Annotated in this window: 13 protein-coding genes; 8 read left to right on the top strand and 5 right to left on the bottom strand. The window is 62.2% G+C overall.

Annotation, left to right across the window (positions count from 1 at the left end; genetic code table 11):
* Positions 1-23 precede the first annotated feature (23 nt).
* Positions 24-1,124: a GNAT family N-acetyltransferase gene (locus ACTJJ7_RS20275; RefSeq protein ID WP_440968643.1), complete on the top strand. Its 1,101-nt coding sequence runs from the start codon at positions 24-26 to the stop codon at positions 1,122-1,124.
* Positions 1,125-1,126: 2 nt separating this feature from the next.
* Here the strand turns inward: ACTJJ7_RS20275 and ACTJJ7_RS20270 are convergent, their stop codons facing one another.
* The 3 genes from ACTJJ7_RS20270 to ACTJJ7_RS20260 all read right to left on the bottom strand — a co-directional run bounded on the left by ACTJJ7_RS20270 (position 1,127) and on the right by ACTJJ7_RS20260 (position 5,534).
* Entirely contained in the window at positions 1,127-3,292 is a 2,166-nt protein-coding gene (locus ACTJJ7_RS20270) for a glycoside hydrolase (RefSeq protein ID WP_440968642.1), read from the bottom strand.
* 33 nt (positions 3,293-3,325) lie between these two features.
* On the bottom strand, positions 3,326-4,324 hold the full coding sequence (locus ACTJJ7_RS20265) for a glycosyltransferase (RefSeq protein ID WP_440968641.1): 999 nt from the start codon (positions 4,322-4,324) through the stop codon (positions 3,326-3,328).
* A gap of 85 nt (positions 4,325-4,409) precedes the next feature.
* Positions 4,410-5,534, bottom strand: a complete 1,125-nt coding sequence (locus tag ACTJJ7_RS20260; RefSeq protein ID WP_440968640.1) for a GNAT family N-acetyltransferase — start codon at positions 5,532-5,534, stop codon at positions 4,410-4,412.
* Positions 5,535-5,680: 146 nt separating this feature from the next.
* On the opposite strand from ACTJJ7_RS20260, the gene ACTJJ7_RS20255 reads away from it, so the two are divergent.
* From ACTJJ7_RS20255 to ACTJJ7_RS20245, 3 genes are all read left to right on the top strand, one after another.
* Positions 5,681-6,877 carry an FAD-dependent oxidoreductase gene (locus tag ACTJJ7_RS20255; protein WP_105734476.1) on the top strand — a complete coding sequence of 399 codons (1,197 nt, stop codon included), beginning with the start codon at positions 5,681-5,683 and terminating at the stop codon, positions 6,875-6,877.
* A 99-nt stretch (positions 6,878-6,976) separates the two neighbouring features.
* Positions 6,977-7,351 (top strand): YciI family protein, encoded by a 375-nt coding sequence (locus ACTJJ7_RS20250; protein WP_440968639.1) that lies wholly within the window; start codon positions 6,977-6,979, stop codon positions 7,349-7,351.
* On the top strand, positions 7,348-8,589 hold the full coding sequence (locus tag ACTJJ7_RS20245; RefSeq protein ID WP_440968638.1) for an RNA polymerase sigma factor: 1,242 nt from the start codon (positions 7,348-7,350) through the stop codon (positions 8,587-8,589). Before ACTJJ7_RS20250 ends, ACTJJ7_RS20245 begins: the two co-directional genes overlap by 4 nt.
* Before the next feature lie 30 nt (positions 8,590-8,619).
* On the opposite strand, the gene ACTJJ7_RS20240 is transcribed toward ACTJJ7_RS20245, so the two are convergent.
* Complete coding sequence (locus ACTJJ7_RS20240) at positions 8,620-9,669, bottom strand: DUF475 domain-containing protein (protein ID WP_440968637.1); 1,050 nt, start codon at positions 9,667-9,669, stop codon at positions 8,620-8,622.
* Positions 9,670-9,849: 180 nt separating this feature from the next.
* Entirely contained in the window at positions 9,850-11,067 is a 1,218-nt protein-coding gene (gene cbiE, locus ACTJJ7_RS20235; protein WP_440968636.1) for a precorrin-6y C5,15-methyltransferase (decarboxylating) subunit CbiE, read from the bottom strand.
* 139 nt (positions 11,068-11,206) lie between these two features.
* Between cbiE and cobG the strand changes: the two genes are divergently transcribed.
* The 4 genes from cobG to cobJ are packed head-to-tail and all read left to right on the top strand — an operon-like array spanning position 11,207 to position 15,678.
* Positions 11,207-12,625, top strand: coding sequence for a precorrin-3B synthase (gene cobG, locus ACTJJ7_RS20230; RefSeq protein ID WP_440968635.1), 1,419 nt, complete (start codon positions 11,207-11,209; stop codon positions 12,623-12,625).
* A complete protein-coding gene (locus ACTJJ7_RS20225) occupies positions 12,618-13,244 on the top strand; it encodes a precorrin-8X methylmutase (protein WP_105734470.1) in 627 nt (208 codons plus the stop codon). Before cobG ends, ACTJJ7_RS20225 begins: the two co-directional genes overlap by 8 nt.
* Positions 13,244-13,984: a precorrin-2 C(20)-methyltransferase gene (locus ACTJJ7_RS20220; protein ID WP_440968634.1), complete on the top strand. Its 741-nt coding sequence runs from the start codon at positions 13,244-13,246 to the stop codon at positions 13,982-13,984. Before ACTJJ7_RS20225 ends, ACTJJ7_RS20220 begins: the two co-directional genes overlap by 1 nt.
* Positions 13,981-15,678: a precorrin-3B C(17)-methyltransferase gene (gene cobJ / locus ACTJJ7_RS20215; RefSeq protein WP_440968633.1), complete on the top strand. Its 1,698-nt coding sequence runs from the start codon at positions 13,981-13,983 to the stop codon at positions 15,676-15,678. The genes ACTJJ7_RS20220 and cobJ overlap by 4 nt, the downstream gene beginning before the upstream one ends.
* The last annotated feature ends 245 nt before the right edge of the window (positions 15,679-15,923 follow it).

Genomic DNA, 15,923 nt, shown 5'->3' with positions numbered 1-15,923 from the left:
CAATAATCTGCATGGGGATGGGGATGGAACGGGGAAGACAGATACGTCCGATGACGGTGGACGATATTCCTCAGGTCGGACGGCTGTTCTATAAAATCTTCCGCAAGCGCACCATCAGTTCAAGCAACGCTTTCAACGATTATTTTGAACAGCTGTTTTTCGGCAGCCCGATCTACCAGCAGCAACATGGCAGCATTGTTCACGAGACACCGTCCGGCCAGATAAGCAGCGTCATCTCGGCCGTGCCGATGCAGTATGTGGTCGACGGCGAGATTGTAACGGCACGTCTCCTCTGCGCTTTCATGACCGATCCCGACATGCGCTGCCATGGCGCTGCCGAGCTGGCGCTGATCCTGCGGCCGCGCAATCAGGACCTCTGTTTTACCGACAGCGCATCTCCCGCCAGCGCCGGAGCGTTCAAGGCGGCACGCGCGGCGCTGTTGCCGGTCCACGGCCTGGACTGGTGCCGGATTTTTCAGCCTGCCGCGTTTTTTGCCCAGCTGGCCGCCAGACGGTCAACCCTTGGCCGCTATGCTGCGCGCCTGCCGATAGCCCGCCCGCTCGACCATATCGTCAGACGCTTGACACCGGCGCTGCATGTCGAGCCCGGCACGGGAATACATGACGAGGCGATGTCCACGGACCTGTTCGTGTCCGCCGTTCAGGACTTTCTGTCCGCCTACCCGGTTCGCCCCGTCTGGTCACCGGCTGAATTGAACTGGATCCTGGATATTGCCAGACAAAATACGGGCCTTGGAGACCTGAACATCCGTTCGGTCTGGAACCGGAATGCCGAGTTGATCGGCTGCTTCATCTATTTCGGCCGCCCCGGAATGATTGCCCAGGTGTTGAACGTCTTTTCCCGCAAGGGGGAGGAGGCGGTTGTGATCAACCGCATGATGTATCATCTGGAACAGTCCGGGCTTGTTGCCGCACGCGGCCATGTGCAGCCCGGGCAACTCGATGCCCTGTCCCGCCAAAGAGCGATGGTGTACAGGCACCGCGCCCACACCTGCGTCAGCACACGCCATCCCGGTGTGCTCAACGCCATCAACCGCAACGATATATATGTCGGCGGACTGGCGGGCGAATCCTGGAGCCGGCTTGTGTCGGACTTCTTCTGATACTATTGCCGCTCGATGAGAAAATAGGTGGTGGGTCCCTTGGGCCCGGCGTTGGAAAGCCGTGTTGCGACGGCACCGCTGCCCCGGGCAACCGCTGGCTGCACCCTGCCGTCCAGTCCGACCGGCGAGATGGTCCAGCGCCCTTTCCCCGGCAGGGAGAAGTCGACACTGCCCGCCTTGATCCGGACAGGCAAGCGGCCATAATCGGCGATAACCCGTTCTTCCCTGTCCGAAAACCGCATGGCGGTGTTTTGCGCATCGGTCGCGTAGATCACCAGCAGGCGGCGGCTGCTGCCGATCGGCTGGCCATCCAGCGCTGAAACGGCAAACAGGCCCCTGCCCGCGGCATTGCCGACGGTCAGATTGGCGAGCGTGACCGTATCGGTGAGATCGGCAAAGGCAATCGCCTCCGTCCGCCCGGTTTTCACCGTCATGCGCAACTTGTTCCGGTCAAGGCTGATCTCATTCGTGACGCTCTCAAAAATGCCCTTGCCCGCGTCCGTGCCGTTTTCCGGGTCGAGCAGCTTGCTGTCGCGCAGAGCGGAGAGGATCGTGGCAGCGGCCGCGGGATCGCGGGGCGATGCCACCGCCAGCGCACTGGCCGGGGCCGATGGTGCATCCTTCTGCAGCCCGATTGCCGCCAGCAGGGCAAGCGCCGTCAATGCATCGGGTTCCCGCTCATACATGTTCTGCGTCAAATCCTCCACTCCGCGCATGCGGAAGGGGATGGACGCCGGTGAGCCCAGCACATCGCCGCGCCGGTACAAGAGGGCGGCCAGGGTTTCGCCCGCCCGCGCAACCGGATCAAGCGCAATGGCATAGGGGAGCATCTGGCGTTTATGGGCAAAATCCTCGCCATAGGCCAGCACGATGGGTCCGTGCCCATGGCGGCACAGCAGGTCCCAGTTCTGCAATGCCGCGTAGGCAGGCATGACAATGCCGGCTTCGTAGCGGTAACGGCTCCAGAAAAGATGGTCGTACTCCGTGACCATGAACGGACGGCCCAGCCAGCGGGCCCCAGCCAGCATCCGCATATAGGCCGCCCCGTCGGCAAGCGAACTCTTCTGCTCAAGCGAACGGCCCGGCTCATACCCGCCGATCCAGTCCTGATAGGTGTTCATCGCCACCGCCTGCTGTCCCGCCCGCGACAGGCTCGTCTGGACACCCGGCCAGTTGTTGTAGGGCGCCACCACGCCCCTGAAGCCGAGGGCGCGAAGCGCTGCCGTCATGCGTTCGGCGGAGCGTATTTCCACGTCGATGAAAAAGGCCTGCAGGTCGCGCATGCGCGGCGTCTTTTCATAACGACTCGCCGGCAGGCCGATCGTTGCGTCCTCCAGCCGCTCGCCCGCCGCGACCCCACCCCACGCCTTGGACAGCTCCGCCGTGGTCCCATAGCGCTTTTGCAACCATGTATTGAACACCGGTTGCAAAAGCCTGGAATATTGCGGCTGGCCCTCGCGTTGATGCAGGACACTGTCAAACTCGATGCTGTTTTCGTTGAACGGAATGATCGCCACCAGAGCCGGATCGCGGATCGGCGCGATCCCCGTATAGGGATTGACCGTTGCCAGCACCAGCTGCTGGAATTTCAGCCAATGCTGAAAGGTCTTTTCGTCGATCTGGACCTCAAGCTTCATCTCACCGGCGAGATTCCAGCGATCGTCATAGCCGCCATAGGCGCCGCGGGTGGAACTGAGACCGTCCATCATCCAGTAAATGCCGTTGCGCTTCAACGCCGCCATCAGGTAGCGGAACCGGTCCATGGTTTCCGGATCGAAATCGAAATCGGCGGTACGGCCGAACATCAGCGCGGCATCGACAAAATGAAAACGCGCGATGTTGTATCCATGCATTTTCAGTTGCCGGGCATAGCGGTCAGCCCCGTCATGGTCGGGAAAGCCGCCCGAAGCAGGGCTCCAGCCCAGCGACGCACACAGGAAACGCTGGGGATTGGCCGGCGCGTCCGCACGGGCCAGGCGTCCGGCTGCGTTGATGACGATCCGGCTCTGCTCGTTGATCGGCGGATTGGGCAGCAGCGCGGAAAAATCGAGCGGGCTGCCGCTTTGCAGCTCGAGCGAGACCTCGCGCACCGGCAACCAGACATCGTCAGCCCGGGACGCCCCGGTAAGCAGCAGGAAAGCGAGAGCAAGGGCGGCCAATCTCAGCATGATGCGGTGCATTCCTATGTCTTTATCGGCAGCCTAGTTGTCCTTGGAGACGACCTGGCTCTCGATCCAGTCATCGGGCTGGCGGCGGGGATGGAAAAAGCCGAGCGGCAGGGCGGCGGCATGGAAACACCAGGCGACAACGGCATAGACGCCCAGCGACAGGCTGCGCTGCTTCAGGCTCATCGCGGCAATGACGAGGATGATCAGGGCCGCATCGATCAATAGGGCTATCGTCTTGTCGGGCAGGAAAACCAGAAGCCCGATCATCACCAGCCACCACAGATACACCCCGGCCCACAGGCGAAGTTCCGGCAGCTCGTGCACCAGCTTGTTCCAATGGGGACGGCCAAGCGCGGCGCGCAGCAATTCGCCGACGCCCCGCAGATATTTCGAGCGCCAGCGCCGCACCAGCAAGGTGTAGGCATTGATGGAATGGCCGAAATGCGCGACGAAACGGCGGTCAAGCCGGTGCAGCTCCCACCCGAGCGACCGCAGGCGCACGCCCAGGTCGAATTCCTCATAGCCGTGCAGATTGCGGTCGGAGAAATAGCCGGCCTCCGCAATGGCAGCACGGCGGTAAAGGCCACCGCCATTCATGCGGTCAATCGATCCCGTCCGGTTTTCCGGCGACACGCGGCGCACCCGGCGGGTGAATTCGAGATTGTCGACATTCATTTCCACCACATGTCCCGTCACCCCCGCAACCCGGGGATTGGCATCGAGAAACGCGATGGCCGCGCCAAGGAAATCCTTGTCGAGCAGCATGTCACCATCCATGAGGCAGACGAGATCGTGGTGACTGTACTGGAAGCCCAGTTGCGGACCGATGCCGCAGCTGGGTTTGGCCGGATTAACGATCTGCGCCACGGTCACCGGATACTGCATGGCGATTTCGACCGTCCGGTCGGTGGAACCGCTATCGGCCACGATGACTTCGACCGTGCCGCCCGGCAGGGCCTGCAATGCGCTTTCAATCGCCGCTGCAATGCGTTTTTCTTCGTTCAGCGTTTTCATGATAATCGATACGGCCATCAATCAAGTCCTGCCCCAGTCTGGAAACCGCTACAATGCACCGCCATCCCGCAATGGCGCATTCAATATGTTATCTCTTATGGCATCAGCGCAACGCGCGTAAGGCTTTCCACTTGAGCGGCCTGAGTTTCTGCCACAGGGGCGTCGCACGCAGCCTCTCCATCACGCGCAACCGCGTTGCGATGACCCGCCCGCGTGCTGTGCGGACAAGCGTCATCTTTTTCAGGTCGATGGTGACGTCGCAACAGTTCAGCTTCCACGGCTCGTCGCCGATGCCAAGATCCAGGCAATCATAGCCGCCATCGAGCAAATGGCGCAGCAGCAGGTAATGCAGCACCCGCCCCGGAGAATATTTCGACCATTCGCCGGATTCGAATGTGAAGACGAGCCCGTAATAGTGCCTGCCTTCGACCAATCCCCACATCGCCGCGATAACCTGGCCGTTCACCACAAGCGCGGACAGGTGCAGCGCATTTGCTGCGGCGAAATTGTCCGTTCCCAGCGTAAAGAAGCTCTGTTTTTCCGGCTCCTTGTCGAAACCCGGCACCTGCGTTTCCTCAAACCGGCGCTGTTTCTGGGCAAGCAGCGTCTCAAGCACAAAGGCGCGTTCTTCCGCCGTCGCCGCAATCAGCAGCCGGCATTCGCCCAGCCGTTCCAGCGCCCGATGCCGGTTCCTCAGGTTTTTCGACCCCGGCTGCGACTGATCGATCTCCGGCCAGCTGCGCTTGAGGTTCGTCAGATGGCACGACTCGCCGTTCATCTCGCCGGCCAGCAGGAACAGCGGATTCGTGCGGTCGCGGATTTGCTCCGGCATTTTATCGAAGATCGCCATGTCAAACGGCGGCAGGGCCTCTGCAATCCGGCTCCACAGCCGTTCCGCCGCTGTCCGTGTCCACTCATCGCCGTTGGGGAAAAGGATTGGTGCATTGTAATCGGCCACGCCATCATCGACGAAGGTAAGGATGCGCCCGCCATGCCGCGACGAGATGCCGAGCGGCAGAAAGCACAGCGGATTTCCGGAGAGATCCCAGACTTCAACCAGGCAAAGCCGGTTGCCCGGCCGGGTACCGTAGGATGCCAGCCAGGTCCGCAGGAATGTCGTTGTCTGGAAAATATACTGCCGGGCATCCGTGACCGCTCCGGCCGCCGGCCATTGGGGCGAGAGCTGATCGGGATGGCTGTAAACCCGGATATCATAGTCTGGAATCACAAACGCTTACCTCTTCAAGACACACGCAGACGTGAACACTGTATCCACAACCAGCATAATCGATTGTTTAACATACATCTTATTTACGCTGTATTATCCGGCTTCACGTAGACTGATCGAGCGGTCTACAGGTCTGCGGAGCATGCATGGTTGAACGGGAATTGGCAATTCAAGGGACGGAGGCACAGCCCATCCAGACCGACGTGGTGATCATCGGAGGCGGGCTGGCAGGGGCCAGCGCCGCCACCGCCCTGTTCCGTCAAGGCTACGACGTCACCCTGATCAGCAGCCATGACCGTCATCCGCCGGACTTTCGCGCCGAGAAAGTCGCGCAAACCCAGATGGACCTGTTCGAGCGCATCGGTCTCGGCGATGTCGTGCGGGCCGAAGTGACCGCCTTTGACGGCGTATGGCTCTACAGGTTCGGCCGGTTCGAGCGGACCACAACGCGCGAATATGGCGGCGATTATTCCGATCTGGTCAATACCTTGCGCCGCGCCATTCCTTCGGGCGTGCGCTCCCTTGTCGGCCGGGTCGATGACATCGCGACCAGCGAAAACCTGCAGGACGTGACATTATCCGATGGCAGAAAATTCACCGCGCGGCTCCTGATCGTTGCCACCGGCCTTGGCGATACGATCCGCAAGAAACTCGGCATCGAGCGCGACATCATAAGCCCGCAGCATTCGCTGTGCTGCGGTTTCGACCTGGTACAGCCGCCATCGCACTTTCCCTTTCCATCTCTGGTCTGGAACGGGGCTAAATTCAATGACCGCGTATCCTACCTCACGCTCTTTCCCATCGGGGATAAAATCCGCGCCAATTTCTTCGTCTACCGGAAGTCGTCGGAGGAATGGACCCGCTCATTCCGCGATCAGCCCGAGCAGGGCCTGCGCGCCTTGATGCCGGGACTGGAAAAGACCTTCGGCGAACTCACCATTACCGGCCCGGTCATCGCCCGCCCCATCGATCTCGTGCAAGTGCGCAATCACAAACAGGATGGCGTCGTTCTCATCGGCGACGCCTTCTGCGTTGTCTGCCCGATCACCGGCACGGGTATCGAAAAGGCCCTCACCGACGTGGACCGGCTGTGCAACACCTATATTCCGCGCTGGTTCAAGAGTGCCGGCATGTCCAAGGCGAAAATCGGGGAGTTTTACGCCGATCCCGTCAAAACGGCGCGGGACGCTTCGGCGATGAAGATGAGTTTCAATGCCAAGAAGATCAAAACCGATCTTGGCATGCGGTGGAAACTGCGGCGGTTGCGCAGCAACACGCTGGGCCGTGCGCGCTACGTGGTGCGCGCCACCGTCAAGCAGCTGCGGTCACCGGCGCCGAAATAACGCCCCGCAAAGCAACGCGATGCACGCTTGCAATTTTTCTCGATCTCCTGTCGGGATCGGCCATAGTGGTTCGTCTTGAGGAAGAAGGAGTGCATCCGGATGCTATACGCCGTGCTTTGCTACAATATGGAAGACGTTGTCGGTTCCTGGACAAAGGAGGAAGACGACCTCGTGATGGAACGGCTTGGCGCCGTGCAGGACAAGCTCGCCAAATCAGGCAAGCTGGGACCCGTTGCCCGGCTTCTGCCCACAACAGCCGCGACAACGCTGCGCAAATCCCGCGGCGAACCTCTGGTCATCGACGGCCCGTTCGCCGAGACGAAGGAACAGTTTCTCGGTTTCTACGTCGTTGATTGCGAATCGCTGGACGAGGCGCTCGCCTTCGCCCGCGATCTGGCGCAGGCCAATCCCGGACAGGGTTCCTACGAGATCCGCCCGATCGCCTTGTTCAGACCCGGATCGGGTTCCCAATGACGGACCCCTCCTGGATCGATGGCGCGCTGGCCGCCGCACGCCCGCAGGCCGTGGGTGCCCTGCTGCGCTATTTCCGCAATCTCGATACGGCGGAAGAAGCCTTCCAGGAGGCCTGCCTGCGCGCGCTCAAGCACTGGCCGAAGAACGGCCCGCCGCGCGATCCCATAGCGTGGCTGATCTTCGTTGGCCGCAACAGCGCCATCGATACCGTGCGGCGGCAGGCCAAGCAGCAGCCGCTGCCGCCGGAAGACCTGCTGTCCGACCTTGGGGATGCCGAAACAGCCATCGCCGAGAAGATAGACAGTGCCGACTATCGCGATGACATCCTCCGGCTGCTGTTCATCTGCTGCCATCCCGATCTTCCGGCCACGCAGCAGATCGCTCTGGCGCTGCGCATCGTTTCAGGACTTTCGGTCCGCCAGATCGCCCGGGCGTTCCTTGTGGGTGAAAGCGCTATGGAACAGCGCATCACCCGTGCCAAGGGCCGTATTTCCTCCGGTGAAATCCCGTTCGAGACGCCCGACGCCTTCGAGCGGGCCGAACGGCTTTCGGCCGTGAGTGCCATGATCTACCTGATCTTCAACGAGGGTTACTCCGCCGGCAGCACCGAAGTGGAGGCACGGTTTCCACTCTGCGACGAGGCGATCCGGCTGGCGCGGCTGCTCCTGCGCATCTTCCCGGCGGAGCCGGAGATCATGGGCCTGACCGCATTGCTGTTGCTGCAGCACGCCCGCGCCAAGGCCCGATTCGACGCGGAAGGCGCCGTCGTTCTCCTCGACGATCAGGATCGCAGCCTGTGGAACCGCACGATGATTGCCGAAGGCCTCGCCCTGATCGACAAGGCCATGCGCCACCGGCAGCCGGGCGCCTATCAGATACAGGCGGCCATTGCCGCCCTGCATGCGCGGGCCCTGCGCCCGCAGGATACGGACTGGCTGGAAATCGATCTGCTCTACGCCACGCTTGAAAGGCTGACCCCTTCACCCGTTATCACGCTGAACCGCTCCATCGCCGTGGCAAAGGTGCATGGCCCCGAAGCGGCGCTGCTGCTGATCGAGCCGCTGGAAGACAGGCTGTCCGGCTATTTTCACTTTTTCGGCGTCAAGGGCGGCCTGCTGATGCAACTTGGCCGCAGCCGGGAGGCACGCATTGCCTTCGACCGCGCGATAGCCCTTGCCAATACACCGGCTGAAGCCGCCCACATCCGCATGCATCTCGACCGGCTCAGCCAGAACTGATTACAGAAAAAGCCGGGGTCTGTGCACGGATCAGGCGTGCTCCGCCTCATCCGGATGCCGGCGCCGGTAGCGGATCGACGACCAGAGCGAGAAGATGATGAGCGCCGCGCCGATAAGACCGGTGACCACTTCGGGAATATGGACCAGGGTCTGGCAGTACATGATCACCGCAAGGACGAGGATCGCATAGAATGCCCCATGCTCGAGATAACGGTACTGGCCGAGCGTCTGCTTCTCCACCATCATGATGGTCAGCGCACGCACATAGAACGCGCCGATGCCGAGACCGATCGCAATGACAAACAGATTGGTCGACAGCGCGAATGCGCCGATGACGCCGTCGAACGAAAAACTTGCATCGAGCACTTCCAGATAAAGAAACGCGCCCAGCCCGCCCTTGTGCACCGTGTCCATCTGTTCCTGCGAGGCATCGAGAAGCGCGCCGAGCCCTTCCACCACGAGGAAGGTCAGCAGGCCGTAGATGGCCGATGTCAGGAACGTCACCGATTCCGCACCGTCGAGCTGCCTGGAGAAGAAGATGATCAATGCCAGGACCACGCCGACCTCGATGCCCTGCACCGAGGCGAAGCGGGATGCGCGGCTTTCAACGACGCGGATCCAGTGCACGTCCTTCTCATGGTCGAAGAAGAATTTGAGGCCGACCATCAGGAGGAATGTACCGCCGAAAGCGGAAATGCCGACATGGGCATCCTGCATGATCCGCGCATATTGCTCCGGATTTGAAATGGCCAGCTTCAGTGCCGAAAGCGGATCGATCCATGCGGCAATCGCGACAATCGCCAGCGGGAAGATGATCCGCATGCCGAACACCGCAATGATGATGCCCCATGTCAGAAACCGGCGCTGCCAGACCGGCGTCATGTCCCGAAGAATCCTGGCGTTCACAATCGCATTGTCAAACGACAGCGAAATTTCAAGAATGCCCAGCACCGCACAGATGAAGAGGACGGATAATGTGCCTTCAACCGTCCCCGAATAGATGAAGCCTATCCACGCGCCGAGCGCCAGTCCAACCGCCGTGAACAGAAACGGCCAGGTGAAGTACTTGTAAGTTGCCATATTTAATTCCTGCTAGAGTCTCCCAGATTGCTATCGGGGCCGGAAATCAAAACGGCGGTCACGACCGAGAGATCGGAACTGATGGACCGGTTGAATATGAATTCGCGCGCAATAGCAATCACCCGCTCCCCTTAGACTGCATAATCCTGTCGCAATCCTGTCGCGCAGCCGCTCCGGCTGTCAATCCACGGGTTTGCGGACGGAATAGATCACGACGGGCAGGGCGGAGCGCCACGCATCGAAGGAACCGAGCGGCTGCGCCTGGGCAACGGAGAGTTTCGTCAGCTCGCCGCCAAACCTGCCGCGCCAGCCAATCAGCGCCGCCTCGCTCTGCAGGGTCACGGCATTGGCCACAAGCCGCCCGCCCGGTTTCAGCGCGTTCCAGCAGGCGTCCATCACACCGTCATCCGTGACGCCGCCGCCGATGAAAATGGCGTCGGGCGCGGCCAGGCCGGAAAGCGCTGCGGGGGCCTCACCCCGGACAAGCTGCAGATCCGGAACGCCCAGTGCCCGCGCATTGCGCTCGATGACGCCTTGCCGCTGGTCATTGGCCTCCACGGCGATTGTCCGGCAGGAAGGATCGCTGCGCATCCACTCGATGCCGATGGAGCCGCATCCGGCCCCCACATCCCACAACAGCTCTCCCGGACGCGGCCCGAGCCGCGCCAGGGTGACAGCGCGGACATCCCGCTTGGTCAACTGGCCGTCATTCTCATAGGCCTCGTCAGGCAGGCCCGAAAGGATGGAATAGGACCGCGCTTCCGGTTCGGCCGGTCCGCAATCCACCGCGAGAACGTTGAGATCGGCGCCGCGCGGATGAAGCCAGCCCTTGGCCGATCCCTCGACGCGGCGCTCCGCCGCCCCGCCCATATGTTCGAGCACCGTCAGCCGGGCCGAACCAAAACCATTGGCCACCAGCATCTGCGCCACCTGCGCCGGTGTGCCGCCATCATTGCTGAGGATCAGCAGCTTTGCCCCTGATGTGAATGATCTGAACAGCGTTTCCACCGGCCGCCCGTGCACACTGAGCAATTGGACATGCTGCACCGGCCAGCCCATGGCGGCCGCCGCAAGGGAAAACGACGATGGCGCGGGCAGAATGCGCATTTCACTCCGGTCAACGAACCGCGTCAGCGTTGCTCCCATACCGAAATGCATGGGATCGCCGCTGGCGAGCACCACCACATCAGTGCCGCGCAAGGCCGTCAGGCTGGGATAGACATCGGAAAAAGGCGTCGGCCATGCGATCCGCTTTGCTGCAACTGTTTCCGGCAGGAAGTCGAGGTGCCGCTTGCCGCCGAAAACCGCCGTGGCCTGTTGCAGCGCCGCGCGGGCATTGGTGCCAAGCCCGCCATAGCCGTCCTCACCAATCCCGATAATCGTCAGCCAAGGCGTCATGTCATGTCCCGTTGATTGCAGAGGCTATGCATGCCCGAAAGCGCCGGAAGGGTCAACGAAGCTCACGCGGCGCGGCCCGGAGCACTTGCGGATCATATGTCTTTCCTCCGCCACGGCCATCCTGTAAAACCCTGATCCGATGAGCCAGTTAAGCACCATGGACGCAGTCCCGAGCAGAATTGAAGACCGGCGGTCCGCCTGCCCCGGATTGTTCCGCATGGCCAGGGCGCTTGACGGCGCGATATGCCGCGTCAAATTGACGTTCGGCAGCCTCAGCGCTGAACAGGCGCACCGCATTGCCGATGCAGCCCGGCAGTTCGGCAACGGCGTCATCGAGATCACCAACCGCGCCAATCTGCAGATTCGCGGCGTGCGGCCCGATACGGAAAATCCGTTGATCGCAGCGCTGCTGGCTGCCGGGCTTGGCCCTTTGACCGACCGGGGCGACGATGTGCGCAACGTCATGGTCAGCCCGATCGCCGGTGTCGTGCCGGGCCGATTCGACGTGCGGCCGCTCGCCTTGCAACTGCTCGAAATCCTGCAGACCAATGCCTCCTACCAGCGCCTGTCGCCAAAGTTCTCCATTCTCGTCGACGGCGGCGAAAGCGTTGCCATGGTGGAGCATCCCCATGACATCTGGCTCAGCGCCATCGGCGCAGACAGCCCCCGGTTTGCCCTGGGTGTTGCCGGCATACCGCCGACGCGAGCGGATGATACGCCCGCTCTCGGCAGCGCCGGCGCGTCCCGGGCCATGCATCTGATCACAGCGATTCTCGATGTGTTCATTGACTGGAATGCCGCCAATCCGGCGGCGTCGCGCCTCCGCCATATGATCGCGGCCATCGGGCGCGACACCTTCATCTCGCGTCTGGAAGCACGCCTGAATGTCCCGGTGCGTGACGAGAACGCCAATGCATGGCGCAGAACGTTACCCCGTGCGCATGGGCATCTCGGCCTGCTGGCGGAACGCGGCGCAAATTGCCGCCTCATCGGCGCCATGCCGCCGCTCGGGCGGCTTGACCCGGACAGGCTGGACGCCGTCGCCGTTCTGGCGGCAAAGAACAGCAAGGGAAAGCTGCGGGTCACCCCGTGGCAGAGCCTGTTGCTGCCTGAGGTTGCCGAGCCCGTGATAGCGCAAACCATGCGCGAAATCGAAGCACTCGGTTTCGCCGCCCGGCCGGACGATCCGTTTGCAACCATGATCAGCTGCTCCGGCTCCGCCGGCTGCGGATCGGCGCTCGGCGCAACGCAGGCCGACGGATTGAAGCTCGGCGCGCTGCTCCACGGCAAGGCTCCCGAACTGGCGGTTCACCTGACCGGTTGCGCCAAATCCTGCGCCTCGCCCTCGGCCAAACCGGTCACGCTGGTTGCGCGCGAACCGGGGTACTACGACATATTTCTGCGTGCGACCAATGGACCGTCGCGTTTTGGCAAGCTATTGGCTGCACATGTCACTATCGAGGAAGCTGCCGAATGGATCGGCAACCTTCCGTTGAATTCCCGGCCATTGACCCAAAGGCCGCTCACTTCCGGCTCTGGGGGGCCACCGCATGCTTGACTATATCCGCGACGGTCAGGCGATCTATGATCGCTCCTTCGCCATCATCCGCTCCGAGGCCGATCTTAGCCGTATTCCCGCCGATCTGGAAAAGCTGGCCGTGCGCGTCGCCCATGCCTGCGGCATGGTCGACGTGATCGGGGACCTCGCCTTTTCCGAAGGCGCTGGCGCAGCGGGTGTTGCCGCCCTCGCCAGGGGCGCACCCATCCTGTGCGATGCCCGCATGGTGCTCGAAGGGGTGACGCGCGCGCGCCTGCCCGCCAACAATGACGTTATCTGCACGCTCTCGGACCCGTCCGTCGCCGCTCTCGCCCGCGACATGGGCAATACCCGTTCGGCGGCGGCGCTCGAACTGTGGCGTCCGCATCTCGCCGGTGCCGTGGTGGCCTTCGGCAACGCGCCGACCGCCCTGTTCCGTCTCCTCGAAATGCTCGATGAGGGCGCACCGAAACCGGCGCTGATCCTCGGCTTTCCCGTCGGCTTCGTCGGGGCGATGGAATCGAAGGCGGCGCTGGCCGAAAACAGCCGCGGCGTTCCCTTCGTCGTCGTGCACGGACGGCGGGGCGGCAGCGCCATGGCCGCGGCTGCGATCAACGCACTTGCTTCGGAGAAAGAATAATGCCGCAGCCTGGACGGCTTTTCGGACTGGGCGTTGGTCCCGGCGATCCCGAACTCATCACGCTCAAGGCCCTGCGCCTGCTGCAGGCGGCGCCCGTCGTTGCCTATCACGCGGCCAAGGGCAAGAAGGGCAATGCGCTGACCATCGTCGAGACCTATCTCAACGACAGCCAGCTGCTTGTGCCGCTGATCTATCCGGTCACGACGGAAAAGCTGCCGGCGCACATGAATTATGAAGCCATCGTCAGTGATTTCTATGGCGAGATCACCGAAATTCTTAAAACGCATCTGGATGCGGGCAAGGATGTCGCCGTCATTGCCGAGGGCGACCCGTTCTTCTACGGCTCCTTCATGTATATCCATGACCGGCTGGCCGGACAGTATGAGACGGAAGTCGTGCCCGGCGTCTGCTCCATTCTGGGTGGCGCCGCCGTGCTGGGTGCACCGCTCGTGTACCGCAACCAGACATTGACGGTGCTCTCCGGCGTGCTTCCGGCCCATGAGCTGAAAACCCGCCTCGCCGCGACGGAAGCGGCCGCCATCATGAAACTCGGCAAGAATCTGGCGAAGGTGCGCGATGTCATCGCCGAACTCGGGCTGATGGACCGTGCCCTCTACGTCGAGCGCGCCACCATGGACGCGCAGCGCATCGTCCCCTTGCGCGATGTCGATCCGGAATCCTCACCCTATTTCTCGCTCATTCTCGTGCCCGGCGAGAAATGGCAGGGTGGCGGCGAATGACAGCCCCGCTTGTCCTGATGGTTTTGAGCGCGCAGGGCATGGAGACGGCTCTGCGCATAAAAGCCGGCCATCCCGACGCGGTCATTCATGGACTGGAAGGCCGCGTGCAGGGTGCCGACCAGACCTACAGCAATTTCGGCGAAACGCTGCGCGCGCATTACCGCAGCGGCAACGCCATTGCCGCCCTGTGCTCCGCCGGCATTACCATCCGCGCGCTGGCACCGCTTCTGGAGAACAAGGGCGGCGAACCGCCGGTGCTGGCCATTGCCGACGACGGCAGCGCCGTGGTGCCACTGCTTGGCGGAACCACCGGCGTCAACGTGCTGGCACGGCAGCTCGCCGCAATTCTCGGCGTATCGCCCGCAATCACCACGTCGGGCGAATTGCGTTTCGGTACCTGCCTGCTCAATCCGCCAGCGGAATTCCATTTGAAAAACCCCGAGGATGGCAAGCGTTTCATCGCCGATCTTCTGGCCGGCAAGGCGGTGCAGATCGACGGTCCGGCGCCCTGGCTGGAGGAGGCACGCCTGCCGGTCGACGACAACGGCACGATGCATATCCGCATCACGCCGTCGGACATTGCCCCGCAGAAAAACGAACTGGTCTTCCACCCCAAGGTAGCGGTTGCCGGCATTGCGGGTGATATCGGCGCTGAAGAGGTGCGGGCCGCGCTGGCAGCGGAAAACATCGCGCTTGCTTCCATCGTCTGCCTCGCCGCCAGCGAAGAACACAGTGCAAACGCATCCCTGCATCATCTTGCGGCTGAGCTTGGCCTGCCGCTGCGGCTGCTTCCGGCAAACGGACGCAGCGCGCGGGATATCGTTTCGGCTTTCATCAAAAAGCCGGTCAGCCAAAGCGGCAATGAAAAATTTGCCATCGCCATCGCAGCCACACCGGATGACGTGACATTGGCCGGGCATCCCCGCGGCCGCCTTGCAGTCATCGGGCTTGGACCGGGCGATCCGGACTTCATGATTCCGGCGGTGAAACACGAATTGCAGCGGGCCGAGGATATTCTCGGCTATGAGACCTATGTGCGCATGGCCGGGTCTTTCCGCCCCGACCAAATCATTCACATGACCGACAATCGCGAGGAAATGCAGCGGGCCCGCCACGCCTTCGATCTTGCCGCGTCAGGCCGCTCGGTCGTGATGATTTCGTCGGGTGATCCCGGCGTGTTCGCCATGGCTGCCGCCGTGGTCGAAGCCCTGCACGAATCCGATAATCCCGCCTGGCATGGCGTCGATCTGCAGATCCTTCCCGGTGTCTCCGCCGCGATGGCCGCCGCCAGCCGCAGCGGCGCACCACTCGGCCATGATTTCTGCATCCTGTCGCTGTCCGACAATCTGAAACCATGGGACATCATCGAAAAACGTATCGCGCTGGCGGCCGAAGCGGATTTCGCCATGGCCTTTTACAATCCGATCTCCAAACCGCGCCCCTGGCAATTGCCGCGGGCCATCGAAATCCTGCGCCAGCACCGGACGCCGCAAACGCCCATCGTGCTTGGCCGCGACATCGGCCGTCCGGCGGAAACCCTGCGCGTCATCACCCTGGCGGAGCTTGCACCCGAGCAGGTCGACATGCGCACGGTCATTCTCGTCGGATCGTCGCTCACCCGGAGCTTTGACCGGGTGGATGGCGGCCAGTGGGTCTACACCCCGCGCTGGTACGGAACCAAGCCTGCCGGTTGAAGGGAATCTCATCGCCCGGTGACGAAAGATCATTTGACCGGGCGGCTGAATGCCGGAAAAAGGACTGAGCGCTTCGCATTTGTGTCGACGCGCGTCAGCCGCCGTCACTATGATCCCGGTCCATTGCCGCTCGTATCTCTGGAGTTTCCCATGCCAAACAAGAACTATGTCCTCACCCTGTCGTGCGAAGACAAGCCGGGGATCGTGGCATCGGTGACGACGGAGCTTGCGGGGCTGGATGCCAA

It is taken from the genome of Phyllobacterium sp. 22229 (genome assembly GCF_052056495.1).
Taxonomy (GTDB): domain Bacteria; phylum Pseudomonadota; class Alphaproteobacteria; order Rhizobiales; family Rhizobiaceae; genus Phyllobacterium; species Phyllobacterium myrsinacearum.
Note: the sequence above shows the minus strand (reverse complement) of the source record. Positions and strands in the feature narration are given on the sequence as shown.

Bases quoted from the DNA above. Each gene is read 5' to 3' on its own strand.
- ACTJJ7_RS20270 (WP_440968642.1), bottom strand. From the start codon at position 3,292: ATGCTGAGATTGGCCGCCCTTGCTCTCGCTTTCCTGCTGCTTACCGGG.
- ACTJJ7_RS20225 (WP_105734470.1), top strand. From the start codon at position 12,618: ATGCTTGACTATATCCGCGACGGTCAGGCGATCTATGATCGCTCCTTC.
- ACTJJ7_RS20255 (WP_105734476.1), top strand. From the start codon at position 5,681: ATGGTTGAACGGGAATTGGCAATTCAAGGGACGGAGGCACAGCCCATC.
- ACTJJ7_RS20275 (WP_440968643.1), top strand. From the start codon at position 24: ATGGAACGGGGAAGACAGATACGTCCGATGACGGTGGACGATATTCCT.
- ACTJJ7_RS20220 (WP_440968634.1), top strand. From the start codon at position 13,244: ATGCCGCAGCCTGGACGGCTTTTCGGACTGGGCGTTGGTCCCGGCGAT.
- ACTJJ7_RS20245 (WP_440968638.1), top strand. From the start codon at position 7,348: ATGACGGACCCCTCCTGGATCGATGGCGCGCTGGCCGCCGCACGCCCG.
- ACTJJ7_RS20240 (WP_440968637.1), bottom strand. From the start codon at position 9,669: ATGGCAACTTACAAGTACTTCACCTGGCCGTTTCTGTTCACGGCGGTT.
- cobG (WP_440968635.1), top strand. From the start codon at position 11,207: ATGAGCCAGTTAAGCACCATGGACGCAGTCCCGAGCAGAATTGAAGAC.
- ACTJJ7_RS20265 (WP_440968641.1), bottom strand. From the start codon at position 4,324: ATGGCCGTATCGATTATCATGAAAACGCTGAACGAAGAAAAACGCATT.
- ACTJJ7_RS20250 (WP_440968639.1), top strand. From the start codon at position 6,977: ATGCTATACGCCGTGCTTTGCTACAATATGGAAGACGTTGTCGGTTCC.
- cobJ (WP_440968633.1), top strand. From the start codon at position 13,981: ATGACAGCCCCGCTTGTCCTGATGGTTTTGAGCGCGCAGGGCATGGAG.
- cbiE (WP_440968636.1), bottom strand. From the start codon at position 11,067: ATGACGCCTTGGCTGACGATTATCGGGATTGGTGAGGACGGCTATGGC.